12 protein-coding genes, 1 tRNA gene and 1 pseudogene are annotated in these 16,890 nt (G+C 72.6%); all 14 read left to right on the top strand.

The window, feature by feature from the left end; translation table 11 throughout:
• The first annotated feature begins 23 nt into the window (after positions 1-23).
• The 14 genes and pseudogenes from J421_RS16745 (at position 24) to dnaB (ending at position 16,868) form a co-directional block, all read left to right on the top strand.
• Positions 24-106: transfer RNA gene (locus J421_RS16745), tRNA-Leu, on the top strand.
• Positions 107-287: 181 nt separating this feature from the next.
• Positions 288-785, top strand: coding sequence for a hypothetical protein (locus J421_RS16740; RefSeq protein WP_025412331.1), 498 nt, complete (start codon positions 288-290; stop codon positions 783-785).
• A gap of 25 nt (positions 786-810) precedes the next feature.
• Positions 811-1,266 (top strand): hypothetical protein, encoded by a 456-nt coding sequence (locus J421_RS16735; RefSeq protein ID WP_148306364.1) that lies wholly within the window; start codon positions 811-813, stop codon positions 1,264-1,266.
• 24 nt (positions 1,267-1,290) lie between these two features.
• Complete coding sequence (locus tag J421_RS16730; protein WP_148306363.1) at positions 1,291-2,106, top strand: hypothetical protein; 816 nt, start codon at positions 1,291-1,293, stop codon at positions 2,104-2,106.
• A gap of 49 nt (positions 2,107-2,155) precedes the next feature.
• Positions 2,156-2,467, top strand: a pseudogene (locus J421_RS34645) (NEW3 domain-containing protein); the annotation flags it as partial.
• A gap of 2,634 nt (positions 2,468-5,101) precedes the next feature.
• Positions 5,102-6,331 (top strand): isocitrate dehydrogenase (NADP(+)), encoded by a 1,230-nt coding sequence (icd, locus tag J421_RS34640; protein WP_025412328.1) that lies wholly within the window; start codon positions 5,102-5,104, stop codon positions 6,329-6,331.
• A 37-nt stretch (positions 6,332-6,368) separates the two neighbouring features.
• Complete coding sequence (locus tag J421_RS16720) at positions 6,369-7,838, top strand: leucyl aminopeptidase (RefSeq protein ID WP_025412327.1); 1,470 nt, start codon at positions 6,369-6,371, stop codon at positions 7,836-7,838.
• Positions 7,839-7,900: 62 nt separating this feature from the next.
• On the top strand, positions 7,901-10,078 hold the full coding sequence (locus J421_RS16715) for a TonB-dependent receptor plug domain-containing protein (protein WP_025412326.1): 2,178 nt from the start codon (positions 7,901-7,903) through the stop codon (positions 10,076-10,078).
• A gap of 73 nt (positions 10,079-10,151) precedes the next feature.
• Positions 10,152-11,024 carry a YicC/YloC family endoribonuclease gene (locus J421_RS16710; RefSeq protein ID WP_158508818.1) on the top strand — a complete coding sequence of 291 codons (873 nt, stop codon included), beginning with the start codon at positions 10,152-10,154 and terminating at the stop codon, positions 11,022-11,024.
• Positions 11,021-11,668, top strand: coding sequence for a guanylate kinase (gmk, locus tag J421_RS16705; RefSeq protein ID WP_025412324.1), 648 nt, complete (start codon positions 11,021-11,023; stop codon positions 11,666-11,668). Before J421_RS16710 ends, gmk begins: the two co-directional genes overlap by 4 nt.
• A gap of 2 nt (positions 11,669-11,670) precedes the next feature.
• Positions 11,671-11,883, top strand: a complete 213-nt coding sequence (locus tag J421_RS16700) for a DNA-directed RNA polymerase subunit omega (protein ID WP_025412323.1) — start codon at positions 11,671-11,673, stop codon at positions 11,881-11,883.
• 110 nt (positions 11,884-11,993) lie between these two features.
• Positions 11,994-13,226, top strand: coding sequence for a bifunctional phosphopantothenoylcysteine decarboxylase/phosphopantothenate--cysteine ligase CoaBC (coaBC, locus tag J421_RS16695; RefSeq protein WP_025412322.1), 1,233 nt, complete (start codon positions 11,994-11,996; stop codon positions 13,224-13,226).
• Between the two features lie 8 nt (positions 13,227-13,234).
• The gene (locus J421_RS16690; protein ID WP_025412321.1) at positions 13,235-14,284 is read left to right on the top strand and encodes a uracil-DNA glycosylase; all 1,050 of its coding nucleotides are present in this window, start codon (positions 13,235-13,237) and stop codon (positions 14,282-14,284) included.
• Complete coding sequence (gene dnaB / locus J421_RS16685; RefSeq protein ID WP_104022723.1) at positions 14,232-16,868, top strand: replicative DNA helicase; 2,637 nt, start codon at positions 14,232-14,234, stop codon at positions 16,866-16,868. The genes J421_RS16690 and dnaB overlap by 53 nt, the downstream gene beginning before the upstream one ends.
• The last annotated feature ends 22 nt before the right edge of the window (positions 16,869-16,890 follow it).

Here is a 16,890-nt window from a genome sequence, read left to right as displayed (position 1 = left end):
CCGCTGACGCGGTGCGGCGACGCGCCGGGGTGGCGGAATGGTATACGCGGAGGTCTCAAAAACCTCTGTCCGCAAGGGCATACGGGTTCGAGTCCCGTCCCCGGCATGGCCCCGGTCACGATGGTGACCGGGGCTTTTCGCATGTCCCCGTGAAACGAGGGGCTCCACGGGTCGCTCAAGTTCTGACGCGTTCGTGACGATCTCATAAGACGCACGTCCTCCGACACAGCAAGCCCGTACGGCACGTCCGTCGCGCTCCGGTCGAGCGCTCACACGGGTTCCCACCAATGTCGATGCAGCCTCGCACGTGGATCCGAGGCGTCCTCGTCGCGATCGCCCTGTCGGCGGTGCGCTCGGCGGCGGCACAGACCGCGAGCCAGACCGTCAACTTTCAGGTCGACGCGATCAATCAGATCTCGGTGTCGGCCCCGTCGGTCACGCTGAACGTGACGACGGCCACCGCGGGGAGCGCGCCGACCGCCGTGACGTCGTCGTCCACGACGTGGGCCGTCACGTGCAACCAGACCGGCGCGAAGATCACGGCGTCCATCGGCAGCGCGATGCCGTCGGGTGTCACGTTGACGGCGAGCCTCGGCGCCCCGGCCGGCGCGGCGAGCGCCGGTGCGCAGACGTTAGGCACCGTGGCCGTGGACCTCGTCACCGGCATCACGAAGCTGAACCAGTCGGGGCTCTCGGTGACGTACTCGCTCTCGGCGACGGCCGCCGCGGGCGTGGTGACCGCGACGTCGCGAACGGTGACGTACACGATCACCGGCGGAACCTGAGCCGCCACGAGCAGGACACCGCGTGGTGCGGCACTCGGCTCTCCACGGCACGCGAGCGGCTCTCGCGCTCGTCGCCCTCATCTCGTTAGGCAGCGTGCAGCGGCTCGATGCGCAGTCGCTGACCCCGAGCGGCACGCCGACGCTGCGGGTGTCGACGGCCGTCGCCGGCTCCGCGCCGACGTCGGTGAGCGTGTCGACGACGACGCTCGCGTTCACGATCGGCAACGGCAGCGCCCTGACGCTGCAGGCGAAGCTGGCCGCCGCGCTGCCGGCCGGGGTGACGCTCGAGGTGTCGGTCACGGCGCCGAGCGGAGCGACGTCGAACGGCCTCGTGACCATGTCGACGTCGTACGCGGACCTCACGTCGTCGATCCCGAAGAACAAGAGCGGTACCCTCACCATCACGCACCGCCTGTCCGCCACGTCCGCCGCGGGCGCGATCGCCGCGAGCTCCGCGTCGCTCTCGTTCCGCCTCCTCTGATCGCATCCCACGATGCCCCGCTCGATGCATGCTCTCTCAATGCGCGTTCCGGCCGCGCTGCTCGTCGCCGTGGCGTCGGCGGGCGGCGCGTCCAGCGCCCGGGCGCAGATCGCCGTCGTGACCAGCACGGTGCAGGAGCGCGCCGCGGCGCCCGGCGAGAGCTACGTGGGCACCATCCGCGTGCTGAACTCGTCGGCGCAGCCGCAGGCGGTGCGCATCTATCAGACGGACTACCAGTTCTTCGCCGACGGCACGTCACACTTCGACGCCCCGGGGTCGACCGTGCGGTCCAACGCGCGATGGGTGACGCCGAGCACCAGCCAGCTCGTCGTGCCGCCGGGAGCCGACGTCGGGCTGACGTACGTCGTCGCCGTGCCGCCCGGCGACACGCTCGCCGGCACGTACTGGAGCACGGTGATGGTGGAGGGCGTGCCCAACACGCCTAACGCCGCGCCGGCGCCCGGCCGCGGACAGGTCGGCGTCGGCGCCGTCGTGCGCTACGCCGTGCAGGTGGCGACGCACGTCAGCGGCGGCTCGCGCCGGGTGAGCTTCACCGGGCTGCGGGCGGAGGAGCAGCGCGACAGCACGCGCGCGCTCGAGCTGGTCGTGCGCAACGACGGCTCGCGCGCGTACCGCCCCGTGCTGTGGATGGAGCTGTACGACGAGAGCGGCGCACTGGTGGTGCGCAAGCAGCAGGACCGCGGGCTGCTGTATCCAGGGACCTCGCTGAAGCAGCGCTTCGAGCTCGGGCGACTGCCGGCGGGCGCGTACAAGGTCGTCCTGTTCGCCGACACCGGCGACGAGGCGGTGTACGCCGTGCCCTACAAGCTGAAGCTCTGATCGAGCCGTGCGCGGACCGTCCACTCCCGCGCAACGCGTCGTTGGTCGCATGAAGCCGCTCGCGCTCGCGGCGGTCGCCGGTGTCGCGCTCGCGTCGCCGCTCCGCGGGCAAAGCACCGTCTCGCTGCGCGCGCGCGACACGACGGTGCGGCACGTCGCTCCCGGCGCGACGGTGACGGCTGCGCTCACCGTGCGGAACGGGGGCGCGGACTCGGTGCGGTTCGCGGAGCGCGTCGCGCCGCCGGCGGCCTGGCGGCTGGTGCTCGGTGCGGGCGACGCGACGCTCGCGCCGGGGGAGTCGGACACGTGGATCGTCGGCGTCTCGGTGCCGGACGACGCCGTCGCCGGACGGTATGCGGTCGCGCTGTCCCTCGCGCTGCCGGACGGCGCCGTCGTCCGCGACACGCTGCGCGTCGACGTCGCGGAGCGGCGCGCGGTGAGCGTCGCGCTCGCGCTGGCGCCCGAGTACGCGCTGGCGAGCCAGCGTTACGAGGTGCGCTTCCGCGTCGCGAATCGCGGGAACGTGCCCGCGCACGTGGCGCTGCGCGCGACGGTGAGCGGCGGCGCCACGGCGAGGGTGCAGGGCGCGCTCGAGCTGCCGCCTAACGCGTCACGCGAGGTGGCGGTGGACGTGCGCGGCGTGCGCGGCGAGCCACGCGGCCGGGACGATCTCGTCGAGCTCACGGTCGACGGCGGTGACTCGACGCGCGCCACGGCGAGCGCGCAGGTCACGGTGGTCGCGCGGCTCGGCGGCGCCGCGGCGACGGCCTCCACGCTGCCCGCGCAACTCCGGCTGCGCGCCGGCAGCGTCGGCATGTCGCCCGCGGAGCTGTCGGGCACGGGCATGGTGACCGGCAGCGCGAACGTCGACTTCCTGCTGCGGGCGCCGGCGCCCGGAGGCCCGAGCGCGTTCTCGCCGTTCGAGCAGCGCGACGAGTACCGCGTCACGGTGCGCACGAACGACCTGCGGGCGCGCGTCGGCGATCAGCTCTACGGGCTCTCGCCGCTCACCAGCTCCGGCGTGCCGGGCTTCGGCGCCGGCGTCGAGCATACCGCCGCGTCGCTCGACGTCGGCGGCTTCGCGCAGCACGCGCGGTGGACGCCGGAGGCGGGCGGCGAGGTCGCTGCGTTCGTGCGCGCGCACACGCCTGCCGGCGCGGCGGTCGGCCTCAACGTCCTGAACCGCGTCGGCGGCTACACGCCGGGGCACGTCGCGAGCGCCACGTTCGCCGCCGGCGGCGCGCGCGCGCCGTCGCTCGACGTCGAGCTGGCAGGGAGCAGCGGGCCGCAGGGCGTCTCGCACGCGGTCGACGCGCGGCTGTCCGGCGGGGCCGGACGCTTCACGTACGACGCGTCGCATCGCGCCGCGCCGACGACGTTCGCGGGGCCGCAGCAGGGGACGCGCTCCGACTACGTCGGTACGTCGCTGCGACTGGCGTCCGCGGTACGCATCGCGGCGAACGCGAGCCGTCAGGACGTCGACGCGTCGACGCGCATGCCGACCGTCTTCTCGCAGCGGCTCGCGTTCGCCGGACTGTCGACGACGCTGCTCGAGCGCGTGACGGTCGGACTCGAGCGCGACGCGCGCCGCGAGCGCTTCGGCGATCGACTGATCGACGCGTGGCAGAACGCCGCGCGCGTACGCGCGTCGCAGAGCGTCGGGCCCGTGTCGCTGTCGCTCGCCGGCGAGACGGGCGTCGTGCACGACGTGGTGGCGGACGCGGGCGGTCGCTTTCGCGCGATGAGCGCCAGCGTGGACGTGTCGACCGTCGGCGGGATGCGCATCGGCGCGTTCGCCGACGTGAACGATGGGCGTTCGGTCCTCCGGCTCGCACCAGCGACGGCGGTGGCCGGCGTGAACGGCGCGATGCCGCTGCCGTTCGCGTCGACGCTGAGCATCGCGGCGCTCGGCGTCCGCACGCGCGGCGACGTCGATGCGTGGGCGCTGAGCGGCGACGCGACGCTCGAGCACCGGCTCGCGCGCGGCGGCGCGCTCAGCGTGCGCGTGCGGCGCGTGCCGCAGCCCGGCATCCAGCGAACGCTCGCCGCCGGCCGCACCGACGTGTTCTTCGAGTACGCGCGCGCGATCGCTCTGCCGTTCGGCGGCGGCCGCCGCGCACAGGGAGCGCACGGCCGCGTGGTGGACGCGGCGTCCGGACGCGGGCTGTCGCGCGCGCTGATCCGGGTCGGCGACGCCGTGGCGGTCACCGACGACGACGGACGCGTCGCATTCCCGGATCTCGCGCCGGGCACGTACCCGGTGGCGCTCGGCACGACGGCGGCGCGCGGCGGGGCGCTCGCGTTCGGCGACCGCGTCGTGGTCGTCGACGGCGCGTCGCGCGGCGGCGCGGCGTTCCGCGTGATGGTGTCGCGCGGGGCGCGCGTCTCGGCGGTGATCCGGCGCTTCAGCTCCGCGCGCACGGCGCTCGGCGGCGGCACCGACTCGCTCGTCGACGCCGGCGGTGTGGAGGAGCTGACGGTGGAGCTCGCGGGCGAGCACGGCACGCTCACCGCGACCAGCCGCGCCGACGGCACGGTGGACTTCGGCGAGGTGCCGCCCGGCCGGTGGGTGGCCAGCGTACGCGGCGACAACGTGCCCACGCAGTACCGGTTCGAGCCCGAACGCGTAGAGCTCACCATCGCCGCCGGCGAGACCCGCGCGGTCGCGTTCGGCCTCGTGCCGCGGCGCCGAGAGGTGCAGATCCTCGCGCCGAGCGCGGGCGAGGAGATCATCACGTCCCCGGCCGCCGGCGCGGGGGCGCGCGACAGCCATCGCGACGGCCAGCAGGTCGACGAGCGGCGCACGGCCACGCGGACGGAACGCGGCGAAACGGACGTCCCGCGTTCGCTTGCCGCCGCCGTGGCCAGCCCGCTAGGTTTCCGGCCGCTCCGGCGCGTCGCGCCGGTGAGCGGGCGCCGACGTCTGCACGTCGGGTCTTCCATTCCGGCGGGCGCGCCACGAGCGCCGCCCGCCCGTTCCGTATACGAGTCGATCATGGCGACGTACCGCTTCGCGCAGATTCCCTCCGGCGACCGCATCGAGTTCGCCAACGGCACGCTGCACGTACCCGCCCGGCCGATCGTGCCGTTCATCGAGGGCGACGGCACCGGTCCCGACATCTGGCGCGCGTCGCAGAAGGTGTTCGACGCCGCGGTGGAGAAGGCGTACGGCGGCGAGCGCAAGATCGCGTGGATGGAGGTGTACGCGGGCGAGAAGTCGGTCCAGAAGACCACCGAGTGGCTCCCCGAGGAGACCATCGACGCGATGCGCGAGTTCCGCGTGTCGATCAAGGGGCCGCTCACGACGCCGGTCGGCGGCGGGATCCGGTCGCTGAACGTCGCGCTGCGTCAGATCCTCGACCTGTACGCGTGCATTCGTCCCGTGCGCTACTTCGAGGGCGTCGGTGCGCCGGTGAAGGAGCCGCAGAAGGTCGACGTCGTGATCTTCCGCGAGAACACCGAGGACGTGTACTCGGGGATCGAGTTCAAGGCGGGTACACCCGAGGTGGAGAAGCTGCGCGGGCTGCTGAAGGAGCAGTTCGGCAAGGACGTGCGCGAGGGCTCGGGCATCGGCATCAAGCCCATCTCGGCGTTCGGCTCCAAGCGGCTCGTGAAGATGGCGATCGAGTACGCGCTGAAGACGAAGCGTCCGAAGGTGACGCTCGTGCACAAGGGCAACATCATGAAGTTCACCGAGGGCGCGTTCCGCGACTGGGGCTACGAGGTCGCGAAGGACTTCGGCGGCACCGTCGTCGACAAGGGTCCGTGGACGCAGCTGCCGAACGGCGGCCCGCTCGTGAACGACGTCATCGCCGACGCGATGTTCCAGCAGCTGCTGCTGCGCCCCGACGAGTACTCGGTGATCGCGACGCCGAACCTGAACGGCGACTACCTCTCCGACGCCGCGGCCGCGCAGGTGGGCGGACTCGGCATCGCGCCGGGCGGCAACGTCGGCGACGGGCTCGCGGTGTTCGAGGCGACGCACGGCACGGCGCCGAAGTACGCGGGGCTCGACAAGGTGAATCCGGGCTCGGTGATCCTGTCCGGCGTCATGATGCTCGAGTACATGGGCTGGGACGAGGCCGCGAAGCTCATCGTGGCGGGGATGGAGGACGCGATCGGCCGCAAGCGCGTGACGTACGATCTCGCGCGGCAGATGTCGGGCGCCACCGAGGTCTCGTGCTCCGGCTTCGGCGACGAGATCATCGCCGGGATGCGCGCCTGACTTCGCGCCACGCCGCGACCTTCTTCCGCACACTCCCATGCCGCTGACGCTGTCGCTCTCGCAGGCCGCGCCTAACGCGCTCGACACCCCGCTGCTCGTCGTCGCGCTCGGCGCCGACGAGCCGCTCCCCGCGACACTGACGGAGCTCGACGGCACGCTGCACGGCGTCGTCGGGCGCGCGCTGGCCCGCCGCGACTTTCGCGGCGGCCGCGACGAGTCGCTGCACCTCGGCGGCGGCGAGCGCGGCGTGCAGCGCGTGCTGCTCGTCGGCACCGGCAAGGCGACGGACCGCGCCGTCGCGCTGCGGCGCGCCGCGTCGATCGCCGCGCGCTTCGCGAGCAAGATCGGCGTGAGCGAGCTCGCGTTCGTCGCCCCCGACGCCGACGCGCGCGCGGTCGAGAGCATCGCCGTGGGGCTCGACATGGGCGCCTGGCGCTACACCGACATGCAGACGCAGCCGCCGGAGAGCGAGCGGCGCGCGACACTCGAGCGGGCGACGATCCTCGCCGACCGCGCGGCGCAGCGCGGGCTCGACGACGGCATCGCGCTCGCGCACGGCTACGCGGTCGCGCGTCGGCTCGCGATGATGCCGGGCAACGTCTGCACACCCGACACGTTCGTGGAGACGGCGAACGACATCGCGTCGCGCTTCGACAGCGTGACCGCGTCGGCAATGGGCCGGGCCGAGATGGAGAAGGAGGGGATGGGCTCGTTCCTGTGCGTCGCGCAGGCGACGCCCGAAGACCCGAAGCTCGTCACGCTCCAGTACCGCGGCGCCGGCGACGCGAAGCCGGTCGCGCTCGTCGGGAAGGGACTCTGCTTCGACACGGGCGGCATCTCGATCAAGCCGGCCGAGCGGATGGAGTGGATGAAGTTCGACATGTGCGGGGCCGCGGGCGTGCTCGGCGCCATCGAGGCGATCGCGCGCATGAAGCTGCCCGTGAACGTCGTCGGCGTGATCGGCGCGACGACGAACATGCCGAGCGGCACCGCGGTGAAGCCGGGCGACGTCGTGCGCGCGTCGACGGGGAAGACGATCGAGATCATCAACACCGACGCCGAGGGGCGGCTGGTGCTCGCGGACTGCCTCGCGTACGTGAAGCGCTTCGAGCCGACGGCCGTCATCGACGCCGCGACGCTCACCGGCGCGATCGTGATCGCGTTGGGCCACAACGCCGTCGGCGTGATGGGGTCGGATGCGGGGCTCGTGCAGGAGGTGCTCGCCGCCGGCCGCCGCGCGTCGGAGCCGGGTTGGGAGCTGCCGCTCTGGGACGAGTACCGCGAGCAGATCAAGTCCGACGTCGCCGACATCAAGAACACCGGCGGCCGCGCCGCGGGCTCCATCACCGCCGGGTGGTTCCTCCGTGAGTTCACCGACTACCCGTGGGTGCACCTCGACGTCGCGGGCACGGCGTACTCGGAATCGGACCTCGTCGCGCTGCCGAAGGGACCCACGGGGACGCCCACCGGCACGTTCGTGGAGTTCGTGCGCGGGAGGGTGCGCTGACGGGCACGTTCGCACGACTCGCACGCTCCGGCCTCGGCCTCGTGGCCGGGGCCGTTTTGCAGGTGATCATCGCCGTCGGGCTCGTCGCCCAGCCCACGCGGCCGCAGCCGCCGGTGCCCGCCGACACGGTGCGCCGCCCGCAGCAGCCCGGCGACACGCTGCGGCGTCCGGCGAGGCCCGACACGGTGCGCACGAAGCGCGACTCGGTGACCGTCGCCGCGCCGGCCGCCGTCGATACCACGCGGCGCGCCGGCATCGACTCGGTGCGCGGCGTGCCCGACACGCTGAAGACGCGGGTGCGCCGCGACAGCATCCAGGCGCCCATCGCCCGCGCCGAGGTGCCTAACGACATCGGCGTCGGGCCGCTGTACCGGTGGACGCGCGACTCCGTGCTGACCACCGGCGCGATCAACCTCTCCGACCTGCTGGAGCGCGTCCCGGGCGTGACGATGTTCCGCTCCGGCTGGATCGCGTCCGCGCAGACGGCCGCGTACCTCGGCGACGCGACGCGCGTGCGCGTGTTCCGCGACGGCGTGGAGCTCGACGCGCTCGATCCGCGGGCCGGGGGCGTGCGCGACGTCGGCGACATCCAGCTCGCGAACATCGACGAGGTGACGATCGAGCGTGCCGCGGGCGAGCTGCGCGTGCATCTCCGCACGTGGACGGTGCGCAACACGACGCCGTACACGCGCGTCGACGCGTTCACCGGCGACGAGGACACGAACCTCTATCGCTTCTTCTACGGCCGTCGCTTCGGCAGCGGCTTCGACGCGCAGGTCGGCGTGCAGCAGTTCGGCACCGGGTCGCGCAACCGCCGCGTCGGCGGCGGCGGCACGGTGCTCGACGCGCTCGCCCGCGTCGGTTGGGCACGCGGCCTGTGGAGCGTCGACGCCACGTTGAATCGCCTCGACCGCAGCCGCGATCCGACGCTGCGCTTCGAGGATCAGCAGGAAGTGCTGCCGAACTTCGAGTCGCGGCGAAACGACACGCAGCTGCGCATCGCGTACGGGGACCCGGACGGGCGAGGGCCATGGCTGCAGGCGATCGCGAACGCCGCGAGCCAGCGCCTCGCCACGACTGCGCTCCTCTCGCTCGACACGACGTTCGCGCCGACACCGCCGGTGAACGTGGTCGTCTCGGTAGACACCTTGCGTGCCGACAGCACGTTCTCGCGCCGTCAGTACGTGCTCACCGGTGGCTACAGGCTCGGCGGCGTTCGGCTCTCGGCCACCGATCGCCTGCGCACGGTCGCCGGCGAGATGCTGAACTCGCCGGCGGTGCGCGCGTCGTACGACTCGCGGCTGTTCTCCGTCTCGGTGTTCGGCGAGAAGGGCGCCGTGGGTGGCCTCGTGGTGGACTCCGCGCTCGTGCCGCGGGTGCATCGCCGCATCCAGCAGCGGCGGGTCGAGGGTGGGACGGTCGACTCGGTCATCACGAAGACGACGGACGTCCCGGGCGGCGTCGCCCTGCCGCCCTGGCGCGCCTCGCGCGTCGACGTGTCGGCGCGGCTCTCGCCGTTGCCGTGGTTCTCGCTGCTCGGCTCCGCCAGCCGCGAGTCGCGGACGCTTCCCGGCCTGGCGCCGCACGACACCGGCACGGCCGTCGACACGGTCGCGTCGAGCAAGGGCGCCACGACGCTCCGCCTGGAGGCGGCGCTCCGACTCGGCCGGATGTGGCTCAGCGGCGGCGTCGTGCGACGCGGCGCCGACACGGTGCCGCCGCTCCGCACCTATGGCTGTCTCACGCTGCCGGCCGGCGGCTGCGAGCGGGCCATCGCCGCCGCCGATTCCACGGCAGCGACCGGCGTGACGTTCGGCGCCCGCGGTCCGGTGTGGAAGGACGTCTACGTGGACCTCGGGGGCCTGGCGTGGAGCCAGGCGGGCGGGGCCTACCGCCCGCAGCTCCAGCTCCGGAGCGAGGTCGGCGTGCTCACGAACTGGCTCGGCCGGTTCCCGAGCGGCAACTTCGGCTTCAAGTTCGCCGCCATCGACGAGTACCGGAGCCGCGTGCGCTTCCCGATCACCCCAGCGCCGAACACCGAGGGGGCGCTGCTGTGCGACCTCGAAGTGTGCGCGCCGGCGGCGAACGTGCTCACCCTGCAGCTCGAGATCCGCATCCAGAGCGGGGTGCTGAGCTACCAGCTGCGCAACGCGCTCAACCGCCCGTACGAGGTCGTGCCGGGGCTGCGGATGCCCGGTCCGATCAACTACTACGGCGTGCGGTGGACGTTCTGGAACTGACCGCGGCGCACCGGGTCGCATTGACGAGATCGTTGCGGCTCAATAACTTACCCGGCTCGCCATGATACGGAGCATGACCGGATTCGGGGCCGCGGAAGGCCGAGTGGGCACCCTGCGCGTGAGCGTCGAGCTGCGGACGGTGAACCACCGGTTCTTCAACCCGTCGATCAAGCTGCCGTCGTCGCTCGGCCGCTGGGAGGGCGAGGTGCGCGAGCTGCTGCGCCAGCGCGTGGCCCGCGGGCACGTCACGCTGTTCGCCCGCGCCGATCGCGACCCCGAGACCCGGACGGCCGCCGTCGTGGACGAGGAGCGCTTCGCGGGCTACGTCACGCAGCTCCGCGCGCTCGCCGACCGGCACGGCCTGGACCGCACGATCGACGTCGCGACGGTGCTCCGCCTGCCGGACGTGCTTCGCACCGAGGGCGGCGCCGACGAGCCCGAAGGGACCGCGCCGGAGCTGCTGGCGATCGTCGAGCAGGCGACGACCGCGCTCGATGCGACGCGGCGCGAGGAAGGGGCGCGCGTGGCCTCGGTGCTGCTCGATCGGATCGCGACGTTGGAGGCGGCGTACGCCCGCATCGCCGAGCGCGCGCCGGCGCGCCTGGCCGAGCAGCGCGAGCGACTGCGGACGAACGTGCGCGAGCTGGCCGCGGGCATCGCCGTGGACGAGCAGCGCGTCGCGCAGGAGCTGGCGATCCTCGCCGACCGGCTCGACGTGAGCGAGGAGATCGACCGCTTCCGCATGCACGTCGCCGCGTTCCGCGCCGCGCTCACCGACGGCACCGCCGAGCCGGTGGGGAAGCGGCTCGGCTTCCTCCTGCAGGAGATGCTGCGCGAGGCGAACACCACCGGCAGCAAGGCGAACGACGCGCCCATGCTGCACGACGTCGTGCTCGTGAAGGAGGAGCTGGAGCGGGTGCGCGAGCAGGTGGAGAACGTCGAGTGAAGCCGTTCCCGCTGATCCTCTCGTCGCCGTCCGGCGGCGGCAAGACGACCATCGCGCGCCGACTGCTCGCCGAACGGGGCGACGTGGGGTATTCGGTGTCGTGCACGACGCGCGCGCCGCGCGGCCGCGAGCAGAACGGCGTCGACTATCACTTCATGCCCGTCGAGGAGTTCCTCGCGCGCATCGACCGCGGCGAGTTCGCCGAGTACGCCGAGGTGCACGGGAACCTGTACGGCACGCTGCGGAGCGAGGTGAAGCGCGTGCTCGACACGGGGCGGCATGTGATCATGGACATCGACCCGCAGGGCGCCCGCAAGTTCGCCGCGGCGTTTCCCGAGTCGGTGCTGGTGTTCGTGCTGCCGCCGAACGCGCGCGTGCTGTACGAGCGGCTGTCCGCGCGGTCGACCGACAGCGCGGAGTCGATCGCGCGGCGGCTGCGCAACGCGCGCGACGAGATCGCGGCCGTGCACGAGTACGACTACGTCATCATCAACGAGGACCTCGACACCGCGGTGCGGCAGGTGGGGTCCATCATCGACGCCGAGAGCGCGCGGCGGGATCGCATTCACGCGCTCGACGCCCAGATCGCCGAGCTGCTCTCCGAGCTGGGGCAGCGGCTCGACCACCACACATCAGTGAGCTGATCATGCAGGTCTTCACGCCGAAGGACATCGCGAAGGAGCCGACGAACAAGTACCTGGCCGTGCTGGTGGCGGCGAAGTACGCGCGCGTGCTGAACGAGTTCCCGCGCGTCCCGGGCCGGTCGGGGGAGAAGAAGCTCACGACGCGCGCCCTCGAGGAGCTCTCGAGCGACCATCTCGACTACCGCATCGTCCCGCGGCGGCGCGGCGGCGAGTAAGTTCCAGGGCAGGAGGGCAGGAGGGCGCGCGCGAAACGCGCGAGGGCAGGAGCTATCGCCTCTCAGCCCCTCCGGCCCTGGTGCCCTCCTGCCCTCTTGCCCTCGAAGTAATGCGCCCGTTCGACGGCCGCCGCGTCCTGTTAGGCATCACCGGGGGCATCGCCGCGTACAAGGCGGCGTGGCTCGCTCGGCTGCTGTCGCAGGGTGGCGCGGTCGTCGACGTCGTGATGACGCGCGCCGCGACCGAGTTCGTCGGCGCGGTCACGCTCGAGGCGCTCACCGGCCGGCCCGTGCATGTGGATCTGTTGGGCGTGGGGCGCGCTCTGGACCACATCAAGCTCGCGCGCGCGGCGGAGGCGGTCGTGGTCGCGCCGTGCACGGCGGACTTCCTCGCGCGCGCCGTGCACGGCCATGCCGACGACCTGCTCTCGGCGTGTCTGCTCGCCACGACGGCGCCGGTGCTGCTCGTACCGGCGATGAACGACCGCATGTGGGCGCATCAGCAGGTGCGCGCCAACGCCGAGCGCGCGCGCGCGCTCGGCTACACCGTGCTCGACCCGGACGAGGGCCCGCTCGCCGCGGGCGAGGGAAGTGGGCCGGGCCGCATGCCCGAGCCGGAGACGATCCTCGCGCACGTCGCGCGGCAGCTGGAGCCGCGCGCGGCGCTCGCCGGCAAGCGCGTGCTCGTGACCGCGGGGCCCACGCGCGAGGCGATCGACCCGGTGCGCTTCATCTCCAACCACAGCAGCGGACGGATGGGCGTCGCGATCGCGGACGCGGCATGGCGGCGCGGCGCCGACGTGACGCTGATCGCCGGCCCGCTCGCCGTGCCGACGCCCGCCGGCGTTCGCGTGCTGCGGGTGGAGTCGACGCAGGAGATGGCCGACGCGGTCGCCGGCGAGCTGCCTAACGCGGACGCGCTCGTGATGGCCGCCGCGCCGTCGGACTTCCGGCCGGCGCGCGTCGCCGAGGCGAAGATCAAGCGCGGCGCCGGCGCGCGTGCGATCGAGCTGGAGCCGACGGCGGACATCCTCGCGTCCACGCGTGCGCGCCGGCGGCCGGGCGCGGTGATCGTCGGCTTCGCGCTGGAGACGCACGACGCGCTGCCTAACGCGCGCGCGAAGCTGGCGAGCAAGGGCGTGGACCTGATCGTCCTGAACGACGCGACCGAGCCCGGCGCCGGGTTCGGCGTGGAGACCAACCGCGTGACGTTCGTGTCGCGCGACGCGGAGGAGGCGCTGACGCTGCTGCCGAAGCGCGACGTCGCCGACGCGATCCTCGACCGCGTCGAGGCGCTGCTGCGCGGCTCCGACGCCGACGCTTCGCTCGCCGCTGGAGACTGACGACGGCCATGTCGCGAGAGGCCCGCGAGGCGCTGCGGCGCTACCTGGAGCAACGCAAGGAGCTCGGCGAGAGCGAGCTGGTGCTCGACGGCATGAGCGTCGACGAGGTCATGTCGGTGCTCGGCGCACGCGGCGCCGCCGCGGATCGACCCGCTCCGCCGCCGGCTCCCGCACCCGCGCCGCCCCACACTCCGCCGGCTGCCGCTCCCGAGCCGCCGGCGATCGACGAGGCGGCGGCCGCCGCCGGCGACTGGCGCGCGACGCTGCGCGCGGCCGACGTCCCGCCGCGGGCCGCGGAGCAGCCGAACGAAGGGATGGCGCCGAGTCCCGCGCCGGGCGCCGCGGCCACGCCGACCGGCGTGCCGGAGGCGGCGCCGACGCCGGTCGCTCGTCCGGACGCCTCGCGCTGGCGGATCGACGGGGTCGATGCGCCGACGGGCATCGTCGTCGGCGAGTCGATGGCGGGGCTGTTCGGCGGCCCCATGGACCATCTCGCGACGCTGGACGACATCGCCCAGACCGTCGCCGGCTGCACACGCTGTCCGCTCTACCGGACGGCGAAGAACCCGGTCCCCGGCCAGGGGAACCCGAACGCCGACCTCGTGGTCGTCGGCGAGGCGCCGGGGGGGGACGAGGACGCGTCCGGGCTCGCGTTCGTGGGGGCGGCCGGACAGCTCCTTACCAAGATCCTGGCGGCCATTAGTTTGAGCCGGGAGGACGTGTTCATCTGCAACGTTCTGAAGCACCGGCCGCCGGGGAACCGCAACCCGGAGGAGAACGAGGTCGAGGCGTGCTCTCCCTACCTCGTTCGTCAGCTCGAGCTGATCCGGCCGAAGGTGATCCTCACCGTCGGCAACTTCGCAGCGCAGACGCTCCTCGGCACGAAGCTCGGGATCACGAAGCTGCGAGGCCAGGTGCATCGCTACCACGGGATCCCGCTCGTCGCGACGTATCATCCCGCCGCGCTCCTGCGGAACGAAGCCTGGAAGCGTCCCACCTGGGAAGATGTCAAACTCGCCCGTCGAATACTCGATCGCGCCCAGCAGCCTCCGGGTTGATCCGTACAAGGACCGGCGGCCCCCCTACTCGGAGGACGCCGAGCAGGCGGTCCTCGGCGCCATGCTGCTCGACCAGGACGCGATCATGCGCGCCGCCGAGCACGTGGACGACACGATGTTCTACCGGGAGGGGCACCGCCGGATCTTCCGGGCGATGGTGGCCGTCACCGAGCGCGGCGAGGTCGTCGACCCGCTGACGCTCTCCGAGGAGCTGATGCGCCGCGGCGAACTGGAGGCCAGCGGCGGCAAGGAGTACCTCGGCTACCTGTTCGACGTCGTGCCGACGTCGGGCAACGTGGAGTACCACGCGAAGATCGTCCGCGAGAAGGCGCTGCTGCGGCGGCTCATCGAGGTCTCGACGAGCATCGTCGGCGAGGCGTTCGAGGGACAGCGATTCGCGGGCGAGCTGCTCGACGAGGCCGAGTCGAAGATCTTCCAGATCGCGCAGGCGAAGGACACGCGCGGCTTCACGCGCATCAAGGAGCTGCTCTGGCCCGCGATGGAGCGCATCGAGGCGCAGAGCAAGAGCGGCACCTCGATCACCGGCGTGCCGAGCGGGTTCAAGGATCTCGACGAGATGACGTCGGGGTTCCAGCCGGCGGATCTCGTGATCGTCGCGGCGAGACCGTCGATGGGGAAGTGCGTCGCGCACGACACGGAGATCGTGCTCGCCGACGGCAGCGTGCGAACGATCGAGGAGATCTATCGCGCCGGCGAGGCGCGGCTGCTCACGTTAGGCGACGATTGGCGCCTCCGCTTCACGGAGCCGAGCGCCGGCTTCGACGACGGAGTGAAGCCCGTGTTCCGCGTCACCACCCGGCTCGGCCGCAGCGTCGAGACGACGATCACGCACCCGTTCCGCACGGTGGACGGGTGGCGGCCGCTCGCCGAGCTCGCGGTCGGGACGCGCATCGCGGTGCCGCGCGAGCTCGCGGTGTTCGGCGACCGATCGATGCGCGACGCCGAGGTCCGGCTGCTGGGCTACCTGCTCGGCGACGGCTGCCTGACCGGTACGACGCCGCGCTTCACGAACACTGACGAGCGCGTGCTCGCCGACTTTCGAGACGCGTCGCGCGAGTTCGGCGGCGTGCAGGTGACGGAGGACGTGCGACCGCCGCGCGCGCTCACGCGCTGGCTCAGGACGCTCGGGCTATGGGGCTGCGGCGCGCACGAGAAGCACATCCCGGCGGCGGTCTTCACGCTGCCGCGCGAGCAGCTCGCACTGTTCGTGAACCGCCTGTTCGCGACGGACGGCTGGGCGACCGTGCTCGCGAGCGGCCAGGCGCAGCTCGGCTACTCGACCGTGAGCGAGCGGCTCGCGCATCAGCTGCAGCACGTGCTGCTCCGCTTCGGCGTCGTGGCGGCGCTGCGGCGGCGCGCGGTGAAGTACGGCGACGAGCGGCGCAGCGCGTGGCAGCTCGACATCACCGACGCGCGCGCGATCCGCACCTTCGCTGGCGAGATCGGGATCTTCGGAAAGGAGGAGGCACTCGCGGCCGCGGTGTCCGCCATCGATGGGCGGCGATACCAGACGAACCGCGACCTCGTCCCGGTGGAAGTGTGGGACCGGATCGCCGTCTCGAAGGGCCGCGAGAGCTGGGCGTCGCTCGCGCGACGTGCGGGACTGCGCGGGACCAGCAACGTCCACGCGGGCGTTCGCGCTCCCACGCGCGAGCGGCTCGCGGCGCTCGCGCTCGCGCTCCACGACGACGAGCTGCGCGAGCTGTCGGCGGGCGACGTCTACTGGGACGAGATCGTCTCGATCGAGTCGGTCGGCGAGAAGCAGGTCTACGACCTCACGATCCCCGACACGCACAATTTCGTGGCGAACGACGTGTGCGTGCACAACACCGCGTTCACGCTCAACATCGCCCAGCACGTCGCGATCACCGAGCGGAAGACCGTCGCGTTCTTCTCCCTCGAGATGTCGAAGGACTCGCTCGTGCAGCGCATGCTCACGAGCGAGGCGCGCATCGACGCGCAGACCCTGCGCAAGGGCCGCCTGCGCGACGACGACTTCCCGCGGCTCGCGCGCGCGGCGGGCATCCTGTCGCACGCGCCGGTGTTCATCGACGACACGCCCGGCATCTCGATCATGGAGATGCGCTCGAAGGCGCGGCGCCTGAAGGCCGACCACGGCCTCGACCTCGTCGTGGTGGACTACCTGCAGCTGATGACCGTGCCTAACGGCATGGAGAACCGGCAGCAGGAGGTCAGCACGATCTCGCGCGGTCTCAAGGCGCTCGCGAAGGAGCTGAGCGTCCCCGTGGTCGCGCTGTCGCAGCTCTCGCGCGCCGTCGAGCAGCGCGCGGGCTCGGAGAAGGGACGCCCGGTGCTCTCCGACCTCCGCGAGTCCGGCGCCATCGAGCAGGACGCGGACCTCATCATGTTCCTGTTCCGCGAGGAGGTCTACGCGGAGCGCGAGAACGGCCAGCTCAAGGACCCGTCGATCGAGGGGAAGGCCGAGGTGATCATCGGCAAGCAGCGCAACGGCCCGATCGGGTCGGTGCCGCTGTACTTCCACAAGCAGTACACGCGCTTCGAGAGCGTGGCGCGCGGGGCCTGGCAGGGCGGAGGCGAGTAGGGCGGGCGCTTCATTCTCACGC

Source organism: Gemmatirosa kalamazoonensis, from assembly GCF_000522985.1.
In the GTDB taxonomy this organism is placed as follows: Bacteria; Gemmatimonadota; Gemmatimonadetes; order Gemmatimonadales; family Gemmatimonadaceae; genus Gemmatirosa; species Gemmatirosa kalamazoonensis.
This window is presented reverse-complemented; position numbering and strand designations above follow the sequence as displayed.